Origin of the sequence: Rheinheimera sp. SA_1 (assembly GCF_001669775.1) — a bacterium.
Classification (GTDB): Bacteria; Pseudomonadota; Gammaproteobacteria; order Enterobacterales; family Alteromonadaceae; genus Pararheinheimera.
Window position 1 is genome coordinate 308,771 of the sequence record NZ_LXWK01000017.1, and the last position, 19,961, is coordinate 328,731.

Below are 19,961 nucleotides of genomic sequence, written 5' to 3' on the forward strand. Positions count from 1 at the left end.
CGTCATCCTTGAAGTCACAGGGGTGTTGGCTTCGCTTGCTCACCCCAATCGCATAGAAATCTATGCTCATGGGGATACACTCGCTTGCCGCCTACCTGCGACTCCAATGATTTTGGGTATAACAGTTAAAAACCAGTTTTAGAACCGGTAACCCACTGACAGACTCACAGTCCGTGGGTCGGCGTAATAACCGGTGATGGTTTGCTCACCAGCCAGCAGCGCAAAGTTGTAACCGGCGATCCGCACTTCTTTATTGCCTAAGTTACGACCTTGCAACGACACATCCCAGTGACCGTCCGGTGCGTACCAGGTCGCGCCAGCGTTAAACAAGGTGTAGCTGCCAAAATCCAGCATTGAAGGCAGTTCAAAAATCTGCGTGTCGCTGCGGTGTGACATCGCCGCGTTTAACACCAGCTCACCGCCGCCAACTTCCAGCACATACTTACCACCAAAAGTGCCGGTTAGTTTTGGCGTGTTGGCGAATGACCACAGGTTAGAAACATCAATCACCGATTGTGACGGAATATCAAACACCCGCACTTCATCAAAACTGGCGTCGGTGTAACCAACAATCAGATTCAGCTGCAGTGCATCAGTCGCCGCCAAAGTGGCTTCCAATTCCAAACCATCGATACTGGCGCTGGCAGCGTTCAGCACTTGTGAAGCGACGTTATTGCCAACAGCACGCTGAACTGTCACTTGCATATCGTCATAAGCTGAACTGAATACCGCAGCGTTTAGGCGCAGGCGACGTTCAAACCATTCGCTTTTTACACCCAGTTCAAAGGTATCGACTGTTTCTGGCTGGTATGGCTGATCGGCGCTTGGGTTTAAACTTTTCACTGCGCGCATATCAAAACCACCCGATTTAAAGCCATCGGTGTAGCTGCCGTAATACATCACGCTATCAGTCGCCTGAAATTCAAAACCAACACGGGGTGAAAAATGATTAAAGCTGGCGCTGTTTTCAAAGTTAGTTTGCACCTGCAAAATCGTCCCGCCACTCACTCTCGGGTGCTTGTTGCCTAAGTACATATAGCGGAACACGTTGGCATCTTTGTCATCTTTGGTGTAACGACCGCCTAAGGTGAAAGACCACTGATCACTATATTGATAAGAGCCCTGGGCATAGGCTGCGATGGAGTCGGTATCGACACAACCACCGTTTTCTACCGTCACACCGGCACCTGCGACGATTACAGTGCCAAAAGCGCCACAGGCTTCGCCGCTAAAACTGTAAATGCCAGAAGCAAATTTCAGTTTATCGCTGTTATACAGAAACTGCAGTTCATGTGAAGTTTGTTCGTCTTCATAAAAAGCCGGTACGTCTAACGAGGCTAAACGAGTCGAGTCGAAATCAATATTGGTGTCAGTCACCCCTTCACGTTTGGCCGACACTGCTTTGATGGTCCAGTCGGCATTCACATCCCAGGTCATCGTTAAAGACTGACCACTGGTTTCAACCGAGTTATCTTCCGGCATCGAGGTGTTGGAATCAAAGACGTTGGTTGGCGGCGCTTCTTTGGTCAGTAAACTTGGCGTCAGACGATGGCCCCCCTTAGAATTTGAATCATCCTGGGTGTCATCAGCGGCAAAAGCAAACCGTAAGTTATCTAACGCCTGATATTGCAGACTGATGCGGCCAGTGACGATGTCTTTATCGTAGTTTTCCGCGCCGGTATTTAAATAAGTACCAAAACCATCACGTTGATACACAGCACCAGCCGCACCGATAAACAGTTTGTCAGTAATAGCGGTTTGACCGGATAGTTTTAAGTCTTGTTGACCATAACTGCCCAAGGTGCCACGCACTGCGAATTCGTTATCGCCACTCAGTGCCTTAGTGACATATTTCACCGCACCACCAATGGTGTTGCGGCCGTATAAAGTGCCCTGTGGACCGCGCAATACTTCGATGCGTTCTACGTCATAAATATCCAGCGCCGCGCCTTGTGGCCGTGCCATATAGACGTCGTCGATGTAAATACCGACACCAGGTTCAAAACCCCATAGTGGATCCTGCTGGCCGATACCGCGAATGTACGCCGTTAAGGTGCTGTTGGTGCCACGCGACACTTGTAACGTGGTGTTCGGCGAGTACTGCTGCACCGAAGTAATGTTCTCAATGCCTTTTTGTTTTAAGTCTTCAGCGCCGATCGACGTCACCGCCACCGGCACCGTTTGCAGATTTTCGGCAGTGCGCCGGGCTGTGACCTGGATCACTTCCAGCGCCGCGGTTTCTTTGTCTTTAGCTTGTGCAGCCTGTTGCGCAGCTGCCGGCAATGCTGTGCCAAACAGAACAGTGCTAATGGCAACGGCGAGTAAAGTAGGTTGTAAGGCTTTGTTATTGTTATGGGCCATAAGGCGTCTCCTGCTGATCTGTCGGCTATAGCCTTCATCCTTGAAGTTGCAGGGGTGTTGACTTCGCTCGTTCGCTGGGGCGCCAGTCCGACCCAGTCACATAGTACACTATGCTCCTGGGTCGGGCTGGCGTTCCAGTCTCACTCACTCGTCGCCTACCTGCACCATCAATGATTTTGGCTATATCTTGCTAGTGGTTATTTTTGTTTAGTTGTCTCTACTTTAGGCCGATCTGAGCAAATGTTAATCTGTACCTTAGTACTATAGAGATGTGAAGGCGGATAGATCAGACTGCAGAAAAAGCGAAGAAGGATGTTTTTATGCTCGATGCTGCTTGGGGTTCGATGCTTGGCATGGCAGGTCTGCTGGCTGGTTTGTTGCTGCTGATTTTACTGACGATGCGGGGGTTTAACCTGTTTATTCTGGCACCACTCTGCGCTTTACTGGTGGCAGTGACCAACGGTATTCCATTCTGGCAAACGGCTGGCAGCACTGATTTTATTCATGGGTATATGAATGGCTTTGCTGGTTTTGTCAGCGCCTGGTTTTTAATGTTTTTATTAGGTTCTTTGTTCGGCAAACTGATGGAACATACCGGCGCTGCCGATGCAGTGGCGCTCGCAATCATCAATAAACTGGGGAAAGCCCATGCGGTGGCGGCGGTAGTTTTAGCCTGCGCCGTGTTGACTTACGGTGGAGTCAGTGTGTTTGTGGTCGCTTTTTCAGCTTACCCGATGGCCGTTAGTTTGTTTAAAGATGCCAATCTGCCACGACGCTTTATTCCGGCAGCGCTGGGATTGGGCTCGGTGACTTTCACCATGACATCGGCTGGCTCGCCGGAAATTCAGAACTGGATCCCCATTCAATACTTAAAAACCTCACCTTACGCTGGCTGGGAAGTGAGCCTCGTGGTGGCAATTTTTATGGCCGCAGTTGGTTATGCCTGGCTGCGCAATATGATTAACAACGCCGTGGCTAAAGGCGAAAAATTTGAAGGCCGCGACAGCGATCCCATGGTCGGTGGCCGCGCGCTGCCACATCCGCTGCTGGGGATTATTCCGTTATTCGTCGTGCTCGGCTTATCCAACTGGTTGCATCATAGCCTGCAACAAGCAGCGTTAATTGTTGCTCTTAGCGGTGGTGTACTGACGTTGTATTTACTGAATCGACGGTATGTGCAGAACCTGGACAAAGCGCTGAATGATGGCGTTACCGGCGCATTACTGGCCATTGGTAACACTGCGGCAGTTGTTGGTTTTGGCAGCGTCGCTAAGTTGACACCCGCTTTTGACAGCATAGTGCAACAAATGACCCACCTGCCCGGGCCTGAGCTATTGGGCGCCGCCATTGCTGTCAGCGTGATTGCCGGTGTCACCGGTTCTGCCTCCGGTGGGCAAGTGATTGCGTTGCCCGAAATAGCCCCAACTTATCTCGATCGCGGTGTCGATGCTGAACAGTTACACCGGGTGGTGGCCATTTCATCAGGTGCTTTAGATTCACTGCCGCATAACGGTTATGTCGTCACCACCATTCGTGCTATCTGTGGCGAATCGCACCAAAATGCTTATGGACCGGTGGCGATTGTCACGGTTATTGTGCCGCTGTTTGGTACTCTGCTGGCGATTGGCTTATTTGAATTGTTTTAACCGGAGTTGCTGATGCCTGTTTATATGTGCTCGTTTTATCCTGCAAAGCAACATCGTGCTGCAAAGCCCGGCTTTTGGTTGGCTCTGGCGTTGTTACTGAATCTGTCGTGGCTGCTGTTTATGTGTCAGGCCGCAGCGGCAGAACCTTTGTTAGTCAAAAAACAGGCTTTTGAAATCAACAACTTTCAAACCCAAAACCAGCAGACTATTGCCAAAGTGCGGGTCGGCTGGGAAGCCTATGGCAAGCTCAACGCCGATAAATCCAATGTGATTCTGATCACCCATTATTTTTCCGGCACTTCGCATGCAGCTGGTAAATATCAACCAGAAGACGCAGCACCAGGCTACTGGGATGCCATTATTGGCCCAGGCAAAGCCATTGATACTAATAAATATTATGTGATTAGCAGTGATACGCTGGTCAATGCCAACGTCAAAGATCCCAACGTCATCACCACCGGTCCAGCCACGATCAATCCCTCGACCGGCAAGCCGTATGGGCTGAAATTTCCGGTAGTGACCATCCGCGATTTTGTTGAAGTACAACGGGCGTTACTCGATAGCCTTGGCATCGATAAACTTTATGCGGTGATTGGGCCTTCGATGGGTTCTTTTCAGGCGATTGAATGGGCGACTTTATATCCTGACCGGGTGCAGCGGTTAGTACCAGTGATTGGCACTGCTTACATTGACGCCTGGACCGCAGTGCGGCTGGAACGCTGGGCGCAACCGATCAAAAACGACCCACACTGGCAACAAGGTGATTATTACGGTAAAGCCCAGCAACCGGACGCAGGCCTCGCCCGTGCTTTGGCTTATATCACCCAGGATGCCACCAATCCGGTTGGCTTTAACAGTCGATATGTTGATATGGCAACTGACGCTGCCGCACATCAGGATATTCTGGCTGAACCGCTGGCCTGGCAACAACTGCTGGCACAGGCCAAATTAAGGGCGGTTCACCAAGACGCTAATCATTTGTTGTATCTGGTGCGGGCATCCCAGTTGTGGCGCGCCGGGATGGGCGATAACTGGCAACAGAGTATTAAAAAGATCAAAGCCAAAACCTTATTTTTACCAGCGACCGGTGACTTATTACTGCCGCCTGCCATGGCGAAACTGAGTCAGCAGCAGCTACAGGCAGCTGGAAATCCGGCGGCGCTCACTGAAATTCCTGGACAATGGGGTCATTTAGATGGGGTTTTGGGGATTCAGGCGGTTGCCGCACCACTGGCGGAATTTTTAGCCCAGCCCTGAAGCTTTAACAACAGCATTTCGGTTTTATTCTGTCCTGTTCTGGCAACTACAGCCTCACCGCTGTGGCCAGTTGCGACCAGACTGATGCCTTCAGCCTGGTCGCTTTTTTTACTACAGCGTAAACCGCGATACCGCCTGCGTCAGGCCGCTGGACAAGACTTTCAGCTCATGCGCCACTTTACTACTGTGCTGGGTCGCTTCGCTGTTTTGCGCAGACATGCCGGCAATCCGCTCAATATGTCCGGCGACTTCCTGGCTGGCAGCATTTTGCTCGTTCAGACTTAACGAAATTTGTTCAATCACGCTCAGCACTTGTTTAAAGCTTTGCTGAATTTCAGCAATGGCACTGCCCGCTTGCGCCGCCAGCTCCACGCCCTGATTCACCTGCACCACACCAGTGCCCATCTGGCCTACGGCATCGGAGGTACCGGATAAAATCAACCCGATCATCGTGGAAATTTCACTGGTTGATTGGGTGGTCCGTTGTGCCAGCATCCGAACTTCGTCTGCCACCACCGCAAAACCACGGCCTTGTTCACCGGCCCGCGCCGCTTCAATCGCCGCATTTAACGCCAGTAAGTTGGTTTGGTCGGCAATACCTTTAATCACACTGACAATATTGGAAATTTGCTCGGACTGTTTACCCAGCTCTTCCATCCGGTTCGAGGCTGTGCGTACCACCACTGCAATCCGCTCCATACTGGCCACGGTATTGTTAATGACAGTGCCGCTTTGCTCAGCCCGCTTGCCAGAATCGGTGGCGATTTGATGGGCTTCTGACGAACTGCCGGACACATGATTAATACTGACACTTAACTCTTCCACCGCTGCCGCAATAGACGATGAAGCACGTGATTGTTCATTGGCAGAGGCATTGAGCTCTTCAGCGGTTGAAGCGACCACTGAACTGGCCGAGCTTAATTCACCGGCTGCGTGTTTAATTTCGCCAAGTAACTGACAAAGCTGCGTTTGCATCACATCAAGGCCCGCCAGCAATTCCGCCACTTCATCACCGCCACTACTGTCAATGCGATTATTTAAGCGCCCACCAGCGACTGCAGCCACCAGGTTTTTGACCACGGCTAACCGTTGTTGCAGCGTATTTTTCATATACACGGCCATGCCAACAGCCACGACTAATATTAAAATACCGCCTACAACTAAACTGGTAAAAGCCAGACTTTTTGCCGAAACAGCATCAGCGCTACGAACTTTTAGCTGAGCCCGCTCCACATCCATAAATTCTTCCAGTTCGGCGCGGATTTTTTCCATGTACATTTTGCCGTTGCCTTCAGACACAAAAGCAATCACTTGCTGGCGTTTCACCGGATCATCACCCGCTTCACGACGTTTCGTCACTGCAGGTTCAATGGCGTTTTCCAACCACTGCTGATAATGTTCTTCGATATCATCGACTAATGCAGACTGCGAAGAATTCCCACGCATAAAGTCTTTTAATTGCGATATCCCGGCTGCAGCACCTTTTTTGCCTTCCAGATATGGTGCCAAAAAGCTTTCTTGCCCGGTGATCACAAAACCACGCTGCCCAGATTCAATATTCATTAAATCTTCCGCCAGCAAATTGCCAGCGAGGATCACATTATATGTTTGTTCATTGAGTTCTACCGCGGTCTGCATTTTTTGCATGCTGCTTAATGAAGCCAAAGTCGACAGCAAGACTAACAACAACACAATTCCAAACGACAACATCAACTTTTTAATTAAGGTCATAGCGATTCCTATTTTGGCTTAGAGACAGACAAGCTGGCAGATGACTATTAAAGTCATTCGTGAAACTTCCGTGGCCTGTGATGATGATGGCTGGGGATCTGAATTGTTACCGTAACGGAGCCCTCATCGACCAGCATAGCCTAAATTGTCAATCGAAACCGTTTAGCGGCACATAAACTGCAATTAATTCCAGCGCCGGCAAATTCGATTGTTTTCGACGTCTCCAGCCCTATTTCGATCACTGCGCCTGTCACCCACTTTACCGCCAGACCAGTGATGAGGAAAAAGCATGCGCAGGGCATTTCCACCGACATTTTTTCAGAGGAACCCAGCTATAATGAAGCCATTCGAGTCTCATTACTCCCTGTTGTATGCATTTATGTAGTCTGATTGTCTTGTTGCTGTTCAGCAGCACCGCGATTGCGGCGGTGCCGCTGAAATTTTGTTACGAAGATAAATTACTATTTCCTTATTATTTAGGTAGTGGTGCGCTGATCCCAACCGATCGGCCTGGCGCCAGCATCGAGCATTTAAAATTATTAATGCAAAAAGTGCCGCAACTCCGGCTGGAACTGGTACGGATGCCCTGGAAACGCTGTCTGGCTGCGATGGCGAACAATACTGTGGATGCCGTCATCGCCAGTTATCATCCGGAACGGGCAGAATTTGTCCGTTACCCACTCCTACAACAGCAGCCTGATCCCAAACGCGCCTTTGCAGAGCATCACACCTGTCTGGTCAGTCGCGAAGACGCCGAATGGAGCTGGGATGGTCAGAAAATTGTTGGCGGCAACGAAATTGTGATTGGCCGGCCCTTGGGCTACGCTGCTATTACCAGCCCGGTCGGGCAAAAGTTTCAGATGCACTATACCTTGTCCGGCACTATGGATTTAGACTTGCTGAAAAAAGGCCGGATTAACGCGGTGACCACCTTGTGTAACATCAACGGTCAGCCATTTACTGCCCGTTTTATTGCCGATCGCGGCCTAAAAGTGCTCTATCCGCCGCTCTACAGCAACACCGGCTATCTGGTATTCAGTGTCGATTTTTATCAAAGGCAGCAGGCGTTAGCTGATTTGTTGTGGGAACAGCTGGCGGTAAATAAAGGCTCTGACATCTACCAGCGTTATCTGAACGAACAATAACGACGCTTATGTCATCCTTGAAGATTTTGGGTATATACCACCAACTGCTTAAACCTGATTCACCGCTCTAGCAAAACAAACCAAATCGTCAATTTGCACGCTGATGCCGATCATTTCACCAAGCTGATGTTGATGATGGCTCGGCGCCAGACAGCTGATCTGCTCATTCATACCCACCTGCAACTGATACAACATATGGGCGCCACGAAAAGCCCGGCTTAGCACTTTTGCCCGTAGTGGACTGGCATCATCATGCAGAATATCATCCGGTCGTACCAATAAATCGACGGCAGTACCTGCGGCGAAACCGGTGTGCTGAGCTTGTCGGAACAAGCCAAGACAAGTTTTTACCTGATAACCATCCAGCATTTCACCCCGGATCAAATCACCTTGCCCGATAAAATCAGCCACAAACCGGTTCGACGGCTGATGATACAACTGATAAGGCGTGCCCCATTGTTGCAAACTGCCGTGCGCCATCACACCAATCCAGTCGGCCATGGCAAAAGCTTCATGCTGATCATGAGTCACCATCACCGCCGTAATATTAAGCTGCTTTAGAATGTCACGGATATCACGGGCCAGACTGTCCCGTAGGTCAGCGTCTAAGCCAGAGAAAGGTTCATCCAACAGAATTAACCGTGGCTCTGGCGCCAATGCCCGGGCTAGCGCCACCCGTTGTTGCTGACCTCCGGACAGTTGATGAATAAAACGACCTGCCATGCCCGATAGCCCAACCAGCTGCAGTAACTGCTGCAGTTTTTGCTGCTGTTGCGCCTTGGGTTGGCGCCACAAGCCAAAACAGATATTTTCGCCCACGGTTAAATGCGGGAATAACGCATAATCTTGAAATACCACGCCAATCTGCCGTTGCTCCGGATTTTGCTGAACGCCCACCGCGCTGACGACTTCACCATTCACCAGCACCTGCCCTTGGCTGACCGGTTCAAATCCGGCGATCGCCCTGAGCAAACTGGTTTTACCGGAACCTGAAGGGCCAACCAGACAACCAATTTCACCGGCCTGCAGCGAAAAACAGATGGCCTTGACCACTTGTGATGTCTGATAAGCGACACTGACCTGTTGCAGCTGTAACATGGTTATTCCTTGTTTCCGGTTTTATCGATGGCTCTGGCCAATAACAGCACCGGCCCCAGCCCGACCAGTACTATGGTTAAAGCAGGCAAAGCTGCAGCCGCCAGTCGCTCGTCGGATGCCAGCTCAAAACTTCGCACCGCTAAGGTATTAAAATTAAAAGGCCGCAGTAACAAAGTCGCCGGAAGTTCTTTCAGCACATCGACAAACACCAGCAATAACGCCGTTAACACCGAACCACGCAGCAGCGGTACATGCACCCGCCACAATACTTGCCGCGCATTCAGGCCTAACGATCGCGCTGCTTGATCCATACTGGGTTTAATCTGCCCCAGCCCTGCTTCAATACCCTGTAACGCCACCGCCAGAAAACGCACCGCGTAAGCCAGCAATAACGCAAATAAAGTACCGGAAAACAATAAACCACTACGAATGCCAAACTGCTGCTCCAGCCATAAATCGAGCTGATTATCAACAAAACCAAGTGGCAACATCACGCCAATCGCAATCACGGTACCGGGAATGGCATAACCCATGCCCGACATTCGCACCAGCAGCTGCACCAACCAGTGTTTATGTAGCCGCATGCCATAAGCCAGCAGCAGCGCCAGCGAAACCACGAGTACAGCAGCCCCCAGCGCCAGACTAAAACTGTGCCATAACAAGCGGCCAAATTCAGCGCTCAACAGCGTAGGCCATTGCTCAAACGCCCAAAACGCCAGTTGCGATGCTGGTATGGCAAAACCCAACAACAAGGGCAGCAGCGCCAACAGCAAAGCCAAAAGCGCTTTAACACCAGAAAGTTGCCGGTATTGCACCTGTTGATGCGCCTGGCCTGAATAATAAAAATGCAGTTGTTTGCGCGAGGCTAGTTCCAGATAAATCAGTAACAGCACCATGCTACACAGCAGTGCCGCCAGCTGTGCAGCACCCTGCTGTTGACCCATACCAAACCAGGTGCGGAAAATGCCGGTGGTTAAGGTCGGTACGCCAAAATATTGCACAGTGCCATAGTCGGCGAAAGCTTCCATCATCGCCAGCGCCATACCGGTGACCAGCGCCGGCCGCGCCATCGGTAAGGTCACCCGGAAAAAATGCTGTCTGCGGTTCAGACCCAGACTTAAACTTGCCTCCGCCAGTCGCTGCGACTGGGCGGCAAAAGCTGTACGCGCCAACAAATAAACATAGGGATACAACACCAGAGATAACAGCAGGATAGCGCCGCCTAAGGAGCGAATTTCAGGGAAATAATACTGACCATAGCGCCAGTGAAAAGTATCCCGCAGCAGGCTTTGCACTGGACCAGCAAAATCCAGCAGGCCGGTATAGGTGTAGGCAATGATATATGCCGGCATCGCCAATGGCAGCAGCAAAGCCCATTGCAGCAAATTGCGACCAGGAAAACGATAAAACACCACCAGCCAGGCCAGGCTGGTGCCAATTAGTAATGCACCAATGCCAACGCCAAATGCCAGCAACAAGGAATTTTGCAGATAATCCGGCAGTACCGTGCTGGTTAAATGCTGCCACAATTGCCAATCCGGTTGCAGCACACTCTGCAACACCACCAATAGTGGTGCGCAGAGCAACAAACACAACAGCAATAATGGCAGTTGCCGCAGGCTCAGGTTATAACGCATCTAAGCTTGCCTGCATTAAAAGGTCCAGCATCTGACACTGCGGTAACGACGGCATAGACTCAAGCATCAGGCTTATTTCCAACCCGCCTGATCCATCAACATCAGCGCTTTGCTGTTCAGTTCACCCAGTTTCACCAGTGGCAACGGATCCGCTTTAAAAGTACCAAAACTTTCCAGCACCGGGCTCCATTTTACGCCTACCAGCACCGGATACTCGTGATTGGCGGTGGCATACCAGTTTTGCGCTTCAGGTTGCACCATATACTCAATCAACTGCTGCGCCGCAGCTTTATTCGGTGCATATTTTGCGACACCGGCGCCGGAAATATTGATATGCGCGCCACGGTCCGCCTGATTTGGCCAGAACACTTTGACCTGTTGCGCCGCTTTAGCATCAGCCGGCTCGTCAAACATTCCGGCCAGGTAATAAGTGTTGGCAATGGCGATATCACAGACACCAGCTGCAGCGGCTTTGATCTGATCCCGATCTCCCCCTTTTGGCGGCTGGGCAAAATTCGCCACCAGACCTTTGGCAAAAGCTAAAGTTTTTTCTTCGCCGATTTCAGCAATCATCGCCGCCAGCATCGACTGGTTGTAGATGTTGTCAGAAGAACGAATACAAATGCGGCCGCGCCATTTGTCTGATGCTAAATCTTCCAGTGTCGATAATTGTTTTGGGTCCACTTTGCCTGGCAGATACATGATCGGCCGTGCCCGAGTCGTCAGACCAAACCAATGCTTAGCCGGATCACGTAAATGCGCCGGAATGGCAGCATTGAGTGCATCAGAAGTAATGGGCTGCAGCAAACCCTGAGTTTGAGCTCGGTACAAGCGGCCAACGTCAGTGCTGATCAGAACATCAGCCGGACTGTTGCGCCCTTCACTGGCCATCCGGCTAATCAATTCATCCGGTTTACCAGTAATTAAGTTCACTTGGATGCCGGTTTGGGCGCTAAATTTATCCAGCACCGGTTTAATCAGTTCTTCCTGGCGCGCCGAATAGACATTTACTTGCGCCGCTTGCGCGGTGCTGGCAAAAGCCGCAATGGTTGAAAAAGTGGCGATAGCGGAAAAAGTCGAGAGTCCGGAAAATAACAAGGCCAGCACAGCATGTTTCATGGGTTGCTCCTTTGATTTAAAAAACGCGCAGTTGATGCTATTAAACAACAGCGCCAACTTTTGAGACGCTAGTATAAACATGAATACAAATGGTTCTCAAAAATTCATCGCAGCGCTTGTCTTAATAATCGCATTAATCCCACGGGTACAACCGTTAATCCCATGTCGGTCAGGATTGGTTGCCAGCAGACTACTGCATCGCCTATGCTACAGAACACTTTTGAATTTTCAGGTAGATAACGATGAAATTCACCAGCACGATCAGTCTTTTAGCGCTAATAACTACAGTAACCAGCGCCAGCAGCATCGCCGCACCTACCCCACTTACCGCCGAAAAAGTCTGGCAAGTGGCCAGACCGTCTGGTTTAACTGTGTCGCCGGATGGCCAACGTGCCGTGTTCAGCCTGACCAAATTCGACCTGACGACCGATAAAGGCAATGCCGATTTACAGCTGCTGGAACTGGGCAGTGGCAAAATGACGGCACTGACCAGTCATGCTGACAACGACACCCAACCCGCCTGGAGCCCGGATGGCCGCCAGGTGGCCTTTTTATCCAAACGTGGTGCCGACCAAAATCAGTTAATGCTGATCAATGTGTTTGGTGGTGAAGCCAAAGCCCTGACCGATTTACCAGTCGCTGTGACAGCGCCGACCTGGTTTAACGATGGCAAAAAGATTTTGTTTGTGGCCGAAGTGCCCAAAGATTTTGAAGGCGATTTTAAGAAATTAAAAACCCGGCTCGAAGCGGAAAAAAAGCAAAAAACTACCGCCAAGATCAGTGAAAACCGGGTGTATCGGTTTTGGGATCATTTTCTCGATGAAAACACTTTCCCGCACTTTTTCAGTCTGGATGTAGCGAGCGGTGACATTCGTCAGCTGTCAGTTGGTTTTCATAAAATCATGAATTTACAGGGAAACCCTCAGTTTGATTTGGCCCCGGATGGTAAAACCATTGCGGTTTCTGCCAATAGCTCAGAGCCACCCTACAACCGGCTGAATCAGGATATTTATCTGCTGAGCACCGACGGCAGCGGTAAAGCGGAAAATATCACCAGTGCCAATCAAGCAGACGACAGCAATCCGGTGTTTAGCCCGGACGGCAAAGCCCTGATGTACGGCGCGCAAAAACGGCTCGATTTTAACAGCGACAACGTCAAGCTGACCCATTTTGACCTGACGAAAAAAACTGCCACTGTGCTGGCGGCCAATGTTGATCTGTCGCCAACAGACTGGTATTTCTCTAAAGACGGCAGCATGTTGTATTTCACCGCTGACGATAAAGCCAAACAATCGTTGTTTTCAGTGCCCACCCAGGGCGGCGCGGTGAAACAAGTGTTGCGTCAGGGCAGTAACGAACAATTCCAGCTGGCCGGTCCACAGCAGTTTGTGCTGGTGCAACACAGCATGAGCCAAATGCCGGAAATTTTCCTGCTCGATAATAAAAGCCGCACCTTAAAACAAATCAGCCAGCTTAATACCACACTGCAACAACAAACCAATTGGGGCAAAGTGGAAGAAGTGTCATTTGCGGGTTCAGATGGCAAACCGGTGCAAATGTTTATTACTTACCCACCTGATTTTGATACCAATAAACGCTGGCCGTTGCTGAATGTGCTGCATGGTGGCCCGCACAGTTACTCTGGCGACAATTTTGGTTATCGCTGGAATTCACAGGTGTTTGCCGCCGCCGGTTATGTGGTGATCCAACCGAATTTCCACGGTTCCAGCAGCTTTGGCGAAGCTTTTACCGCCTCTATTCACGGCGACCACGCCACTAAACCTTTTTATGACTCTGAAGCCGCCGTCGATTATATGGTGTCGCGCGGCTTTATCGACGAAAGCCGGATGGCCGCAGCGGGCGGCAGTTATGGCGGTTATCTGGTGAATTGGATTGCCGGTCATAGCACCAAATACAAAACGCTGATCAGCCACGCCGGTGTCTACAACCTGATGGGGCAGTTTTCATCGGACATTACCCAGAATCGCTCTGAAGCTTATGGCGGTTCGCCGTGGCAAAATACCGCTTCGATGCAGTCAATGAATCCGGCGATGTTCGCCGACAAATTCCAGACGCCGATGCTGGTGTTACATGGTGAGCTGGATTACCGGGTGCCGGTCACTCAGGGGTTGGAACTGTACGGTGTACTCAAAGGTAAAGGGGTTGAAGCGCGGTTGGTGTATTTCCCGAATGAAAACCACTGGATTTTAAAACCAAATAACTCATTGCTGTGGTACCGGGAATTTACCGGCTGGTTGGAGCGTCATATTGGCAAAGGTGCGACGCCTTAAACCCTAAAAACAAGGCAAGTTATTGATGTTGCAGTGTTATCAACAGCAGGTCGAAAGCGGCCTGCTGCATTTTGATGAAGCGCAGTGGCAAGTGCTGCAACAGCTTGCGACGCTGGCCGGCCAGCTTGATGGAGCTGGCGAGAGCTACAAGGCAGGCCACCTCCCGCCCCAGGGCCTGTATATTTATGGCCCCGTGGGTCGTGGCAAAACCATGTTGATGGATTTGTTTTACCAGCAACTGGCCACCCCAAAAAAAATCCGGCTGCATTTTCATCATTTTATGGCACGGGTCCATCAGGAATTACATCAGCTGAGCGGCCAGCCAGATCCTTTGCAGCGCATCGCCAAAAATTGGGCAGCGCGTTATCAAATCCTGTGTTTTGATGAGTTTTTTGTCACGGATATCGGTGATGCCATGCTGCTCGGTACCTTGTGGCGTGAACTGTTCGCACTCAACGTGATTCTGGTTGCCACCTCCAACTCAGCGCCTGCTGATCTGTACGCCAACGGTTTACAACGCAGCCGGTTTTTACCGGCCATTGCTTTGCTGGAGCAACATTGTCAGCTGTTCGCCCTTGATCACGGCATCGACTACCGGCGTTTGCAGCAACATCCGATGCGTTTTTATTTACAGCAACCTGAGCATGGCCAATTAGCTGCTCTGGCAACGACCCACTTTGGTTTTGTACAGCCGATGTCGAAAATCCAGCTGCTGGAGCGGGACATCCCCTGTTTATGGCGCAACGAGGTCATCATCGGTTTTGACTTTATGGCACTGTGCAGCGGTCCGCGCAGTCAGCTCGATTATATGGCACTGGCCAGTCAATTCCGGGCGATTGCAGTGGCGGATGTGCCGCAATTTACCAAAGTATCGGACACCGCTATTTTGCATGGCGTCGAAGAAAATTATCAGCGTGAACAGCAAGATATTTTTGTCAGTAAGCTCGACAATGAAGCCAGGCGTTTTATTGCATTAGTTGATGAATGTTATGAGCGGCAAACTTTATTACTGCTCAGCGCCGAAGTGGCTATTGCCGAGTTGTATCAAGCCAGCCAGCTGAGTTTTGCCTTTGAAAGAACCATTTCCAGGCTCCATCAAATGCAAAGCTGGACGCCGGTAAATTTTGCCAGGTGATTGCGGGGATCCCCTGCAACTTCAAGGATTAAGGGTATTTAATTTGCTCTCTTGGCTAAAGCGGTAAATACTCAAAGCTTAGCTAAAACCAACCAGAGGTGATGGAGTGCGAACAGGCATTTGGTGTTGCATGCTGCTTGCGCTGGTCTCCTGCTATCTTGGCGCCTCAACTTTGGTGCAACAGGTTTACAGTCGCTTTATTCCACTGGAACAAACTCAGGCGCACACTTCTTCGACCGCTTTGGTGCAAGATAGCTCCGGCCAAATCTGGCTTGGGACCCAACACGGTTTATATCGTTTTAACGGCACTGACGTAAAACTGTTCCGCGCCGACCCTACTAATCCCAATACCTTATCAGCCGATTGGGTCAGCTCCTTGATGGTTGATCATCAGGGCACCCTGTGGATTGGCACCCGTTATGCTGGATTAAACCGCTTTAACGCGGACACCGAACGGTTTGAACGGATCGCGCTGCCGGTCACCAACAATGCCGGTGCATCCGCCGAAATTTCAGTGCTGTATCAGGATCCGAACCAACAAATTTGGGTCGGCAGCTACGGCTCCGGCCTGTTTCGCTGGGATCCCAAGCTACAGCAACTGGAACATTTAGCCTTGCCGGCTCAAGTCGACGGCGTCTCCAGCTTGCATCTGAACGATGTGATGATGGATGACCAAGGGCTATTGTGGCTAGCGGCGGGAGATGCGCCAGTGCGTACGATGGCTGGCGCCAGTGGTGGGTTAATCCGTTGGCAACAGTCGGCCAAGCAGCTGACAGGTTTTCTGAAAACCGCAGATAATGTGCTGATTGGATCCGTGAATAAACTACGACAAAGCGCCGATGGCACGATATTGCTGGCCAGTTTCAGTGGTGGATTACTGCAAATGGCAAAAAATCAGCCACAACCGGTCAGTCACATCCAACCAGAAACCTTAAAGTTGGCACAACTGACCGATATGTTGATCGATCCGCAAGGTGGTCTTTGGCTCGCCAGTTTTAATGCCGGACTCTGGTACCAACCAACTCCGGACGCGCCCTGGCAACACTTCCAGCATTTACCTCAGTTCAGCACTGGCCTGCCAAGTAACAATCTTTATGCACTGATGCTCGACCGGCAAGGCACGTTGTGGACCGTCAGCCAAACCCGCATCAGTGGCTTAAGCCGCTTTTCGAAGCAAGTTCAGACCTTACCCCATGTCAGCGATCAACCCAATCTGTTGCCGGTGGGTGACGTGCTGGGCATTGATGCAGTCAACTTTGAAAAGGTCTGGTTGGCCAATCGGGATGGCGGGCTGATGCTGTTTAATCCGACCACCAAACAGCTGCAGGCAGTGACGCCGCCGCTAGAGGAATTGGCGTTTTCGGCACGGCAAGTGGTTGAAGATCAGCAGCAACGGCTGTGGATCGGGACTGAAACAGGTTTGTGGCAGTATCAAAGTGACACCGGGCAATGGCAAAAAATACCGTTATTGCTGCACAGTCTGCAACAACCGGTGATTAAATCGCTGTTTGAAGACCAGCAACAACGATTGTGGATCGGCACCCGCGGCCATGGCTTATTTATGCTGGATGCTGCACGCAAAAACCTGCGGCGTTATCACAGTCATGGCCAACCTGCGTTTCCATTTGATGACATCAATATGGTGTACCAGGATAGTTTTGCTGGTTTATGGGTAGGTTCTGCCGATCAGGGTCTGGCGCGACTCGACCCCGCCAGCGGCCAGTTTCAACGCTGGCAACAGCAACAGGCCAGCATTCACGGTTTGCAATTTAATGGTATCCAACTGATTGTTGAAGAAAACCAACAGCTGTGGATTCACGCGGGTAATGTTCGGCACCGGTTGATCCGCCAGCAGGGTCAGCCTGCCAAAGTGCTTGGGTTTAAACCCTATCTGACTGACGCCGATATGGACACAGAACTCGAACAAGCTGCGTTATTCCGCTTACTGTACCGCAAACACTGGCTCAGTGGCGCCGCCAGTTACCTGAATTTAGACGAAAGTCTTGGCATGCAAAGTGTCACCTGGATTGGTTCCTGGGATACTCTGGATGGCCACATTTTCCGTGGTGGCAAAGAAGGTATGGACTATTTCCGCATCGCCGATTTACCCCAGAATTGGCCACTCAGCCCGCTGGCGCTGACCAACCTGAGTTTGTTTAATCAGATGATCCCACCGGCGCAGAAAGCAAGTCAGCAGCTATTACCGGTAGTGATTGGCGCATTGGACAAACTTCAGCTTTTGTATCAACAAGATATGTTCAGCATTCACTTTGCAGCTGCCGAATTTGTACTGCCGCGCCAACTGGAATACCGCTATCAGCTGGCCGGTTTTGACCGCGACTGGATCCTGGCACAACGGCCAGTTGCCACTTACACAAGACTGCCCCCCGGCACCTACACCTTTCAGGTCGAAGCCCGCATCAGTGGAGGCAGCTGGCAAACTTCGCGGCAATTGCCAGTACACATTTTACCACCCTGGTGGATGACCTGGTGGTTCCGCAGTGGTCTGATAGCTTTAGTGCTCTTCACCGGCTGGGCTTGGTATCAGCAAAAAATGACCCGCCAGCTGGAAATGCGGCGCAAGCTCGAGCTTCTGGTTACACAGCGCACTGAAGAGCTGAGCCATAAAACCGATCAGCTGCAAGAAAAACATCAGGCATTACAACGCTCCTATCAGGACGTGACGCTGTTGCAGCAAATCAGCACCGAAATCACCGCGTCGCTGGATCTAAAACAAGTGCTGACCCGCTGTCATCACCATTTAAGCGAAATTCTGGATGCCCATGTGTTACTGATTGGTATTTATCGCGAGACTGAACATAAACTCGATTTTGCCTTCTGGATGGAAGACAACCAGTTAGCGCCGCGTTTTGATATTGATTTAGAACAGAATTGGGCACCGGGGGTGATTTGTTTTAACAAACAGCAAGAGATCCTGATTGGCAGCAACGAGGATTTTCTCAATTATCTGCCACAAATTCCTGAGCCGCTGTACGGCAAATTAACCCAATCGGTGCTTTATTTCCCACTGACCGTCAGTGGTAAACCGGTAGGGGTGTTCTCGGTGCAAAGTTTAGAGCCGCATGCTTACAGCGAATCGCAAATTGCGTTACTAAGAACGCTCGCCAGTTATGTCGCCATTTCGGTTGCTAATGCTGATTCATTTGAGCAATTGCAATTGACCCAACAACAACTGATCACCCAGGAGAAAATGGCCAGTTTAGGCGCGCTCGTGGCAGGCGTAGCGCACGAAATTAATACGCCGTTGGGTATTTGTGTCACGGCTTCCAGTCATTTACAAAGTGAGTTGGAAACCATCCAGCAAGCACTCGACAGTAAAAATATTCAGCAAAGCCAGTTCCAGCGTTTTTTGCAACATCTGCGCGAGGGCTTGAAAATCCTGCAGGTCAATACCGCGCGTGCTGCTGATTTAGTGCAAAGTTTTAAACAAGTATCAGTTGATCAATCGAACGTCACATTGCGGGAATTTTCACTGCGCAGCTATCTTCAGGACGTGTTACTGACACTGAAACCTCAAATGCACAAAGCCGGATGTGCACTGGATTTTCAATGTCCGGACGATATTGAACTGTATACCGATCCTGGCGCTATTGCGCAGATTATCACCAATCTGGTGCTGAATTCGTTGTTACACGGCGTCAATCAGGTGGAAAACCCGCGGATCCAAATCAGTTTTATCCAGGAAGGTCGCATGGTGATCCTGAAATTTGGCGACAATGGTGTAGGCATGGATCAACGCGCGCTGGCGCACATTTTTGAACCTTTCTACACCACCAAACGCAACAAAGGCGGCACCGGCCTCGGTACCCATATTGTCTTTAATCTGGTCAACGGTAGTTTAAAAGGCCTGATTGACGTACAGAGTTCACCTGGCGCCGGCTTACATTACAAAATTAGTTTTCCGGCACGGCGTGATTACTAGCTTTTGTGTTAGCCGGTGGCGCGACCAAGATAAGCAGCAAAATCCGGCACCGATCGCTGATAATCCTGCTGTAGCAGCGTCGAGTGCACGATAAAATCGGCGGTGGCTTTATTACAGGCCACTGGAATATTCCACACTACCGCCAGCCGGATTAACGCTTTCACATCGGGATCATGGGGTTGCGACGACAACGGATCCCAGAAAAACACCAGCCAATCAATTTTTTGCTCCGCGATCAACGCACCAATTTGCTGGTCGCCACCCAATGGCCCGCTCGCCAGACAATGCACCGACAACTGTAATGCTTCGGAGATCAGCCGCCCTGTGGTGCCGGTGGCGTACAGCTGTTTGTTCTGAAAAAAATCGGCATGTTGCTGTACCCAGGCCAGCAGTTCAGCTTTTTTACCATCGTGCGCGACTAAAGCGATAGATTTCATGGTTCAGTTCCCCGGTTAATGTGTTTCATCATCCTGGTTTGCACCAGAGGATAAAACAATTGAATCAAATACCTGCCAATTAAAAATGACACACCCGTTTCATCCTGCTAACTTAACAACAACATCAATCGCAGGCTCCTGCCTGCAACTGTGAGCGCCAC

Annotated in this window: 12 protein-coding genes; 6 read left to right on the plus strand and 6 right to left on the minus strand. The window is 50.6% G+C overall.

All coding sequences use genetic code 11. The features are described 5' to 3' along the window. Positions 1-138 precede the first annotated feature (138 nt). The gene (locus A5320_RS16915) at positions 139-2,361 is read right to left on the minus strand and encodes a TonB-dependent receptor (protein WP_068067606.1); all 2,223 of its coding nucleotides are present in this window, start codon (positions 2,359-2,361) and stop codon (positions 139-141) included. Between the two features lie 320 nt (positions 2,362-2,681). Here A5320_RS16915 and A5320_RS16920 point away from each other — a divergent pair, with 320 nt between their 5' ends. Further along, a complete protein-coding gene (locus tag A5320_RS16920; protein ID WP_231916761.1) occupies positions 2,682-4,007 on the plus strand; it encodes a GntP family permease in 1,326 nt (441 codons plus the stop codon). Positions 4,008-4,019: 12 nt separating this feature from the next. Continuing rightward, positions 4,020-5,264 (plus strand): E22 family MetX-like putative esterase, encoded by a 1,245-nt coding sequence (locus A5320_RS16925; RefSeq protein WP_231916762.1) that lies wholly within the window; start codon positions 4,020-4,022, stop codon positions 5,262-5,264. 111 nt (positions 5,265-5,375) lie between these two features. Here A5320_RS16925 and A5320_RS16930 read toward each other — a convergent pair whose 3' ends face one another. Then, positions 5,376-6,995 carry a methyl-accepting chemotaxis protein gene (locus A5320_RS16930; RefSeq protein ID WP_068067607.1) on the minus strand — a complete coding sequence of 540 codons (1,620 nt, stop codon included), beginning with the start codon at positions 6,993-6,995 and terminating at the stop codon, positions 5,376-5,378. A 371-nt stretch (positions 6,996-7,366) separates the two neighbouring features. Between A5320_RS16930 and A5320_RS16935 the strand changes: the two genes are divergently transcribed. Continuing rightward, the gene (locus tag A5320_RS16935) at positions 7,367-8,140 is read left to right on the plus strand and encodes a hypothetical protein (protein ID WP_068067610.1); all 774 of its coding nucleotides are present in this window, start codon (positions 7,367-7,369) and stop codon (positions 8,138-8,140) included. A 48-nt stretch (positions 8,141-8,188) separates the two neighbouring features. Here A5320_RS16935 and A5320_RS16940 read toward each other — a convergent pair whose 3' ends face one another. From A5320_RS16940 to A5320_RS16950, 3 genes are all read right to left on the minus strand, one after another. Beyond that, positions 8,189-9,238 carry an ABC transporter ATP-binding protein gene (locus tag A5320_RS16940; protein ID WP_068067613.1) on the minus strand — a complete coding sequence of 350 codons (1,050 nt, stop codon included), beginning with the start codon at positions 9,236-9,238 and terminating at the stop codon, positions 8,189-8,191. A 2-nt stretch (positions 9,239-9,240) separates the two neighbouring features. Continuing rightward, on the minus strand, positions 9,241-10,875 hold the full coding sequence (locus A5320_RS16945; RefSeq protein ID WP_068067616.1) for an ABC transporter permease: 1,635 nt from the start codon (positions 10,873-10,875) through the stop codon (positions 9,241-9,243). A gap of 72 nt (positions 10,876-10,947) precedes the next feature. After that, positions 10,948-11,994, minus strand: coding sequence for a Fe(3+) ABC transporter substrate-binding protein (locus A5320_RS16950; RefSeq protein WP_068067619.1), 1,047 nt, complete (start codon positions 11,992-11,994; stop codon positions 10,948-10,950). 242 nt (positions 11,995-12,236) lie between these two features. Between A5320_RS16950 and A5320_RS16955 the strand changes: the two genes are divergently transcribed. The 3 genes from A5320_RS16955 (at position 12,237) to A5320_RS16965 (ending at position 19,363) form a co-directional block, all read left to right on the plus strand. Beyond that, positions 12,237-14,285, plus strand: a complete 2,049-nt coding sequence (locus tag A5320_RS16955) for a S9 family peptidase (protein WP_068067622.1) — start codon at positions 12,237-12,239, stop codon at positions 14,283-14,285. Positions 14,286-14,310: 25 nt separating this feature from the next. Further along, the gene (gene zapE / locus A5320_RS16960; RefSeq protein ID WP_068067625.1) at positions 14,311-15,420 is read left to right on the plus strand and encodes a cell division protein ZapE; all 1,110 of its coding nucleotides are present in this window, start codon (positions 14,311-14,313) and stop codon (positions 15,418-15,420) included. Between the two features lie 130 nt (positions 15,421-15,550). Then, a complete protein-coding gene (locus A5320_RS16965; protein ID WP_068067628.1) occupies positions 15,551-19,363 on the plus strand; it encodes a two-component regulator propeller domain-containing protein in 3,813 nt (1,270 codons plus the stop codon). Between the two features lie 8 nt (positions 19,364-19,371). Here A5320_RS16965 and A5320_RS16970 read toward each other — a convergent pair whose 3' ends face one another. After that, positions 19,372-19,800 (minus strand): methylglyoxal synthase, encoded by a 429-nt coding sequence (locus A5320_RS16970; protein ID WP_068067631.1) that lies wholly within the window; start codon positions 19,798-19,800, stop codon positions 19,372-19,374. Between the last annotated feature and the right edge of the window lie 161 nt (positions 19,801-19,961).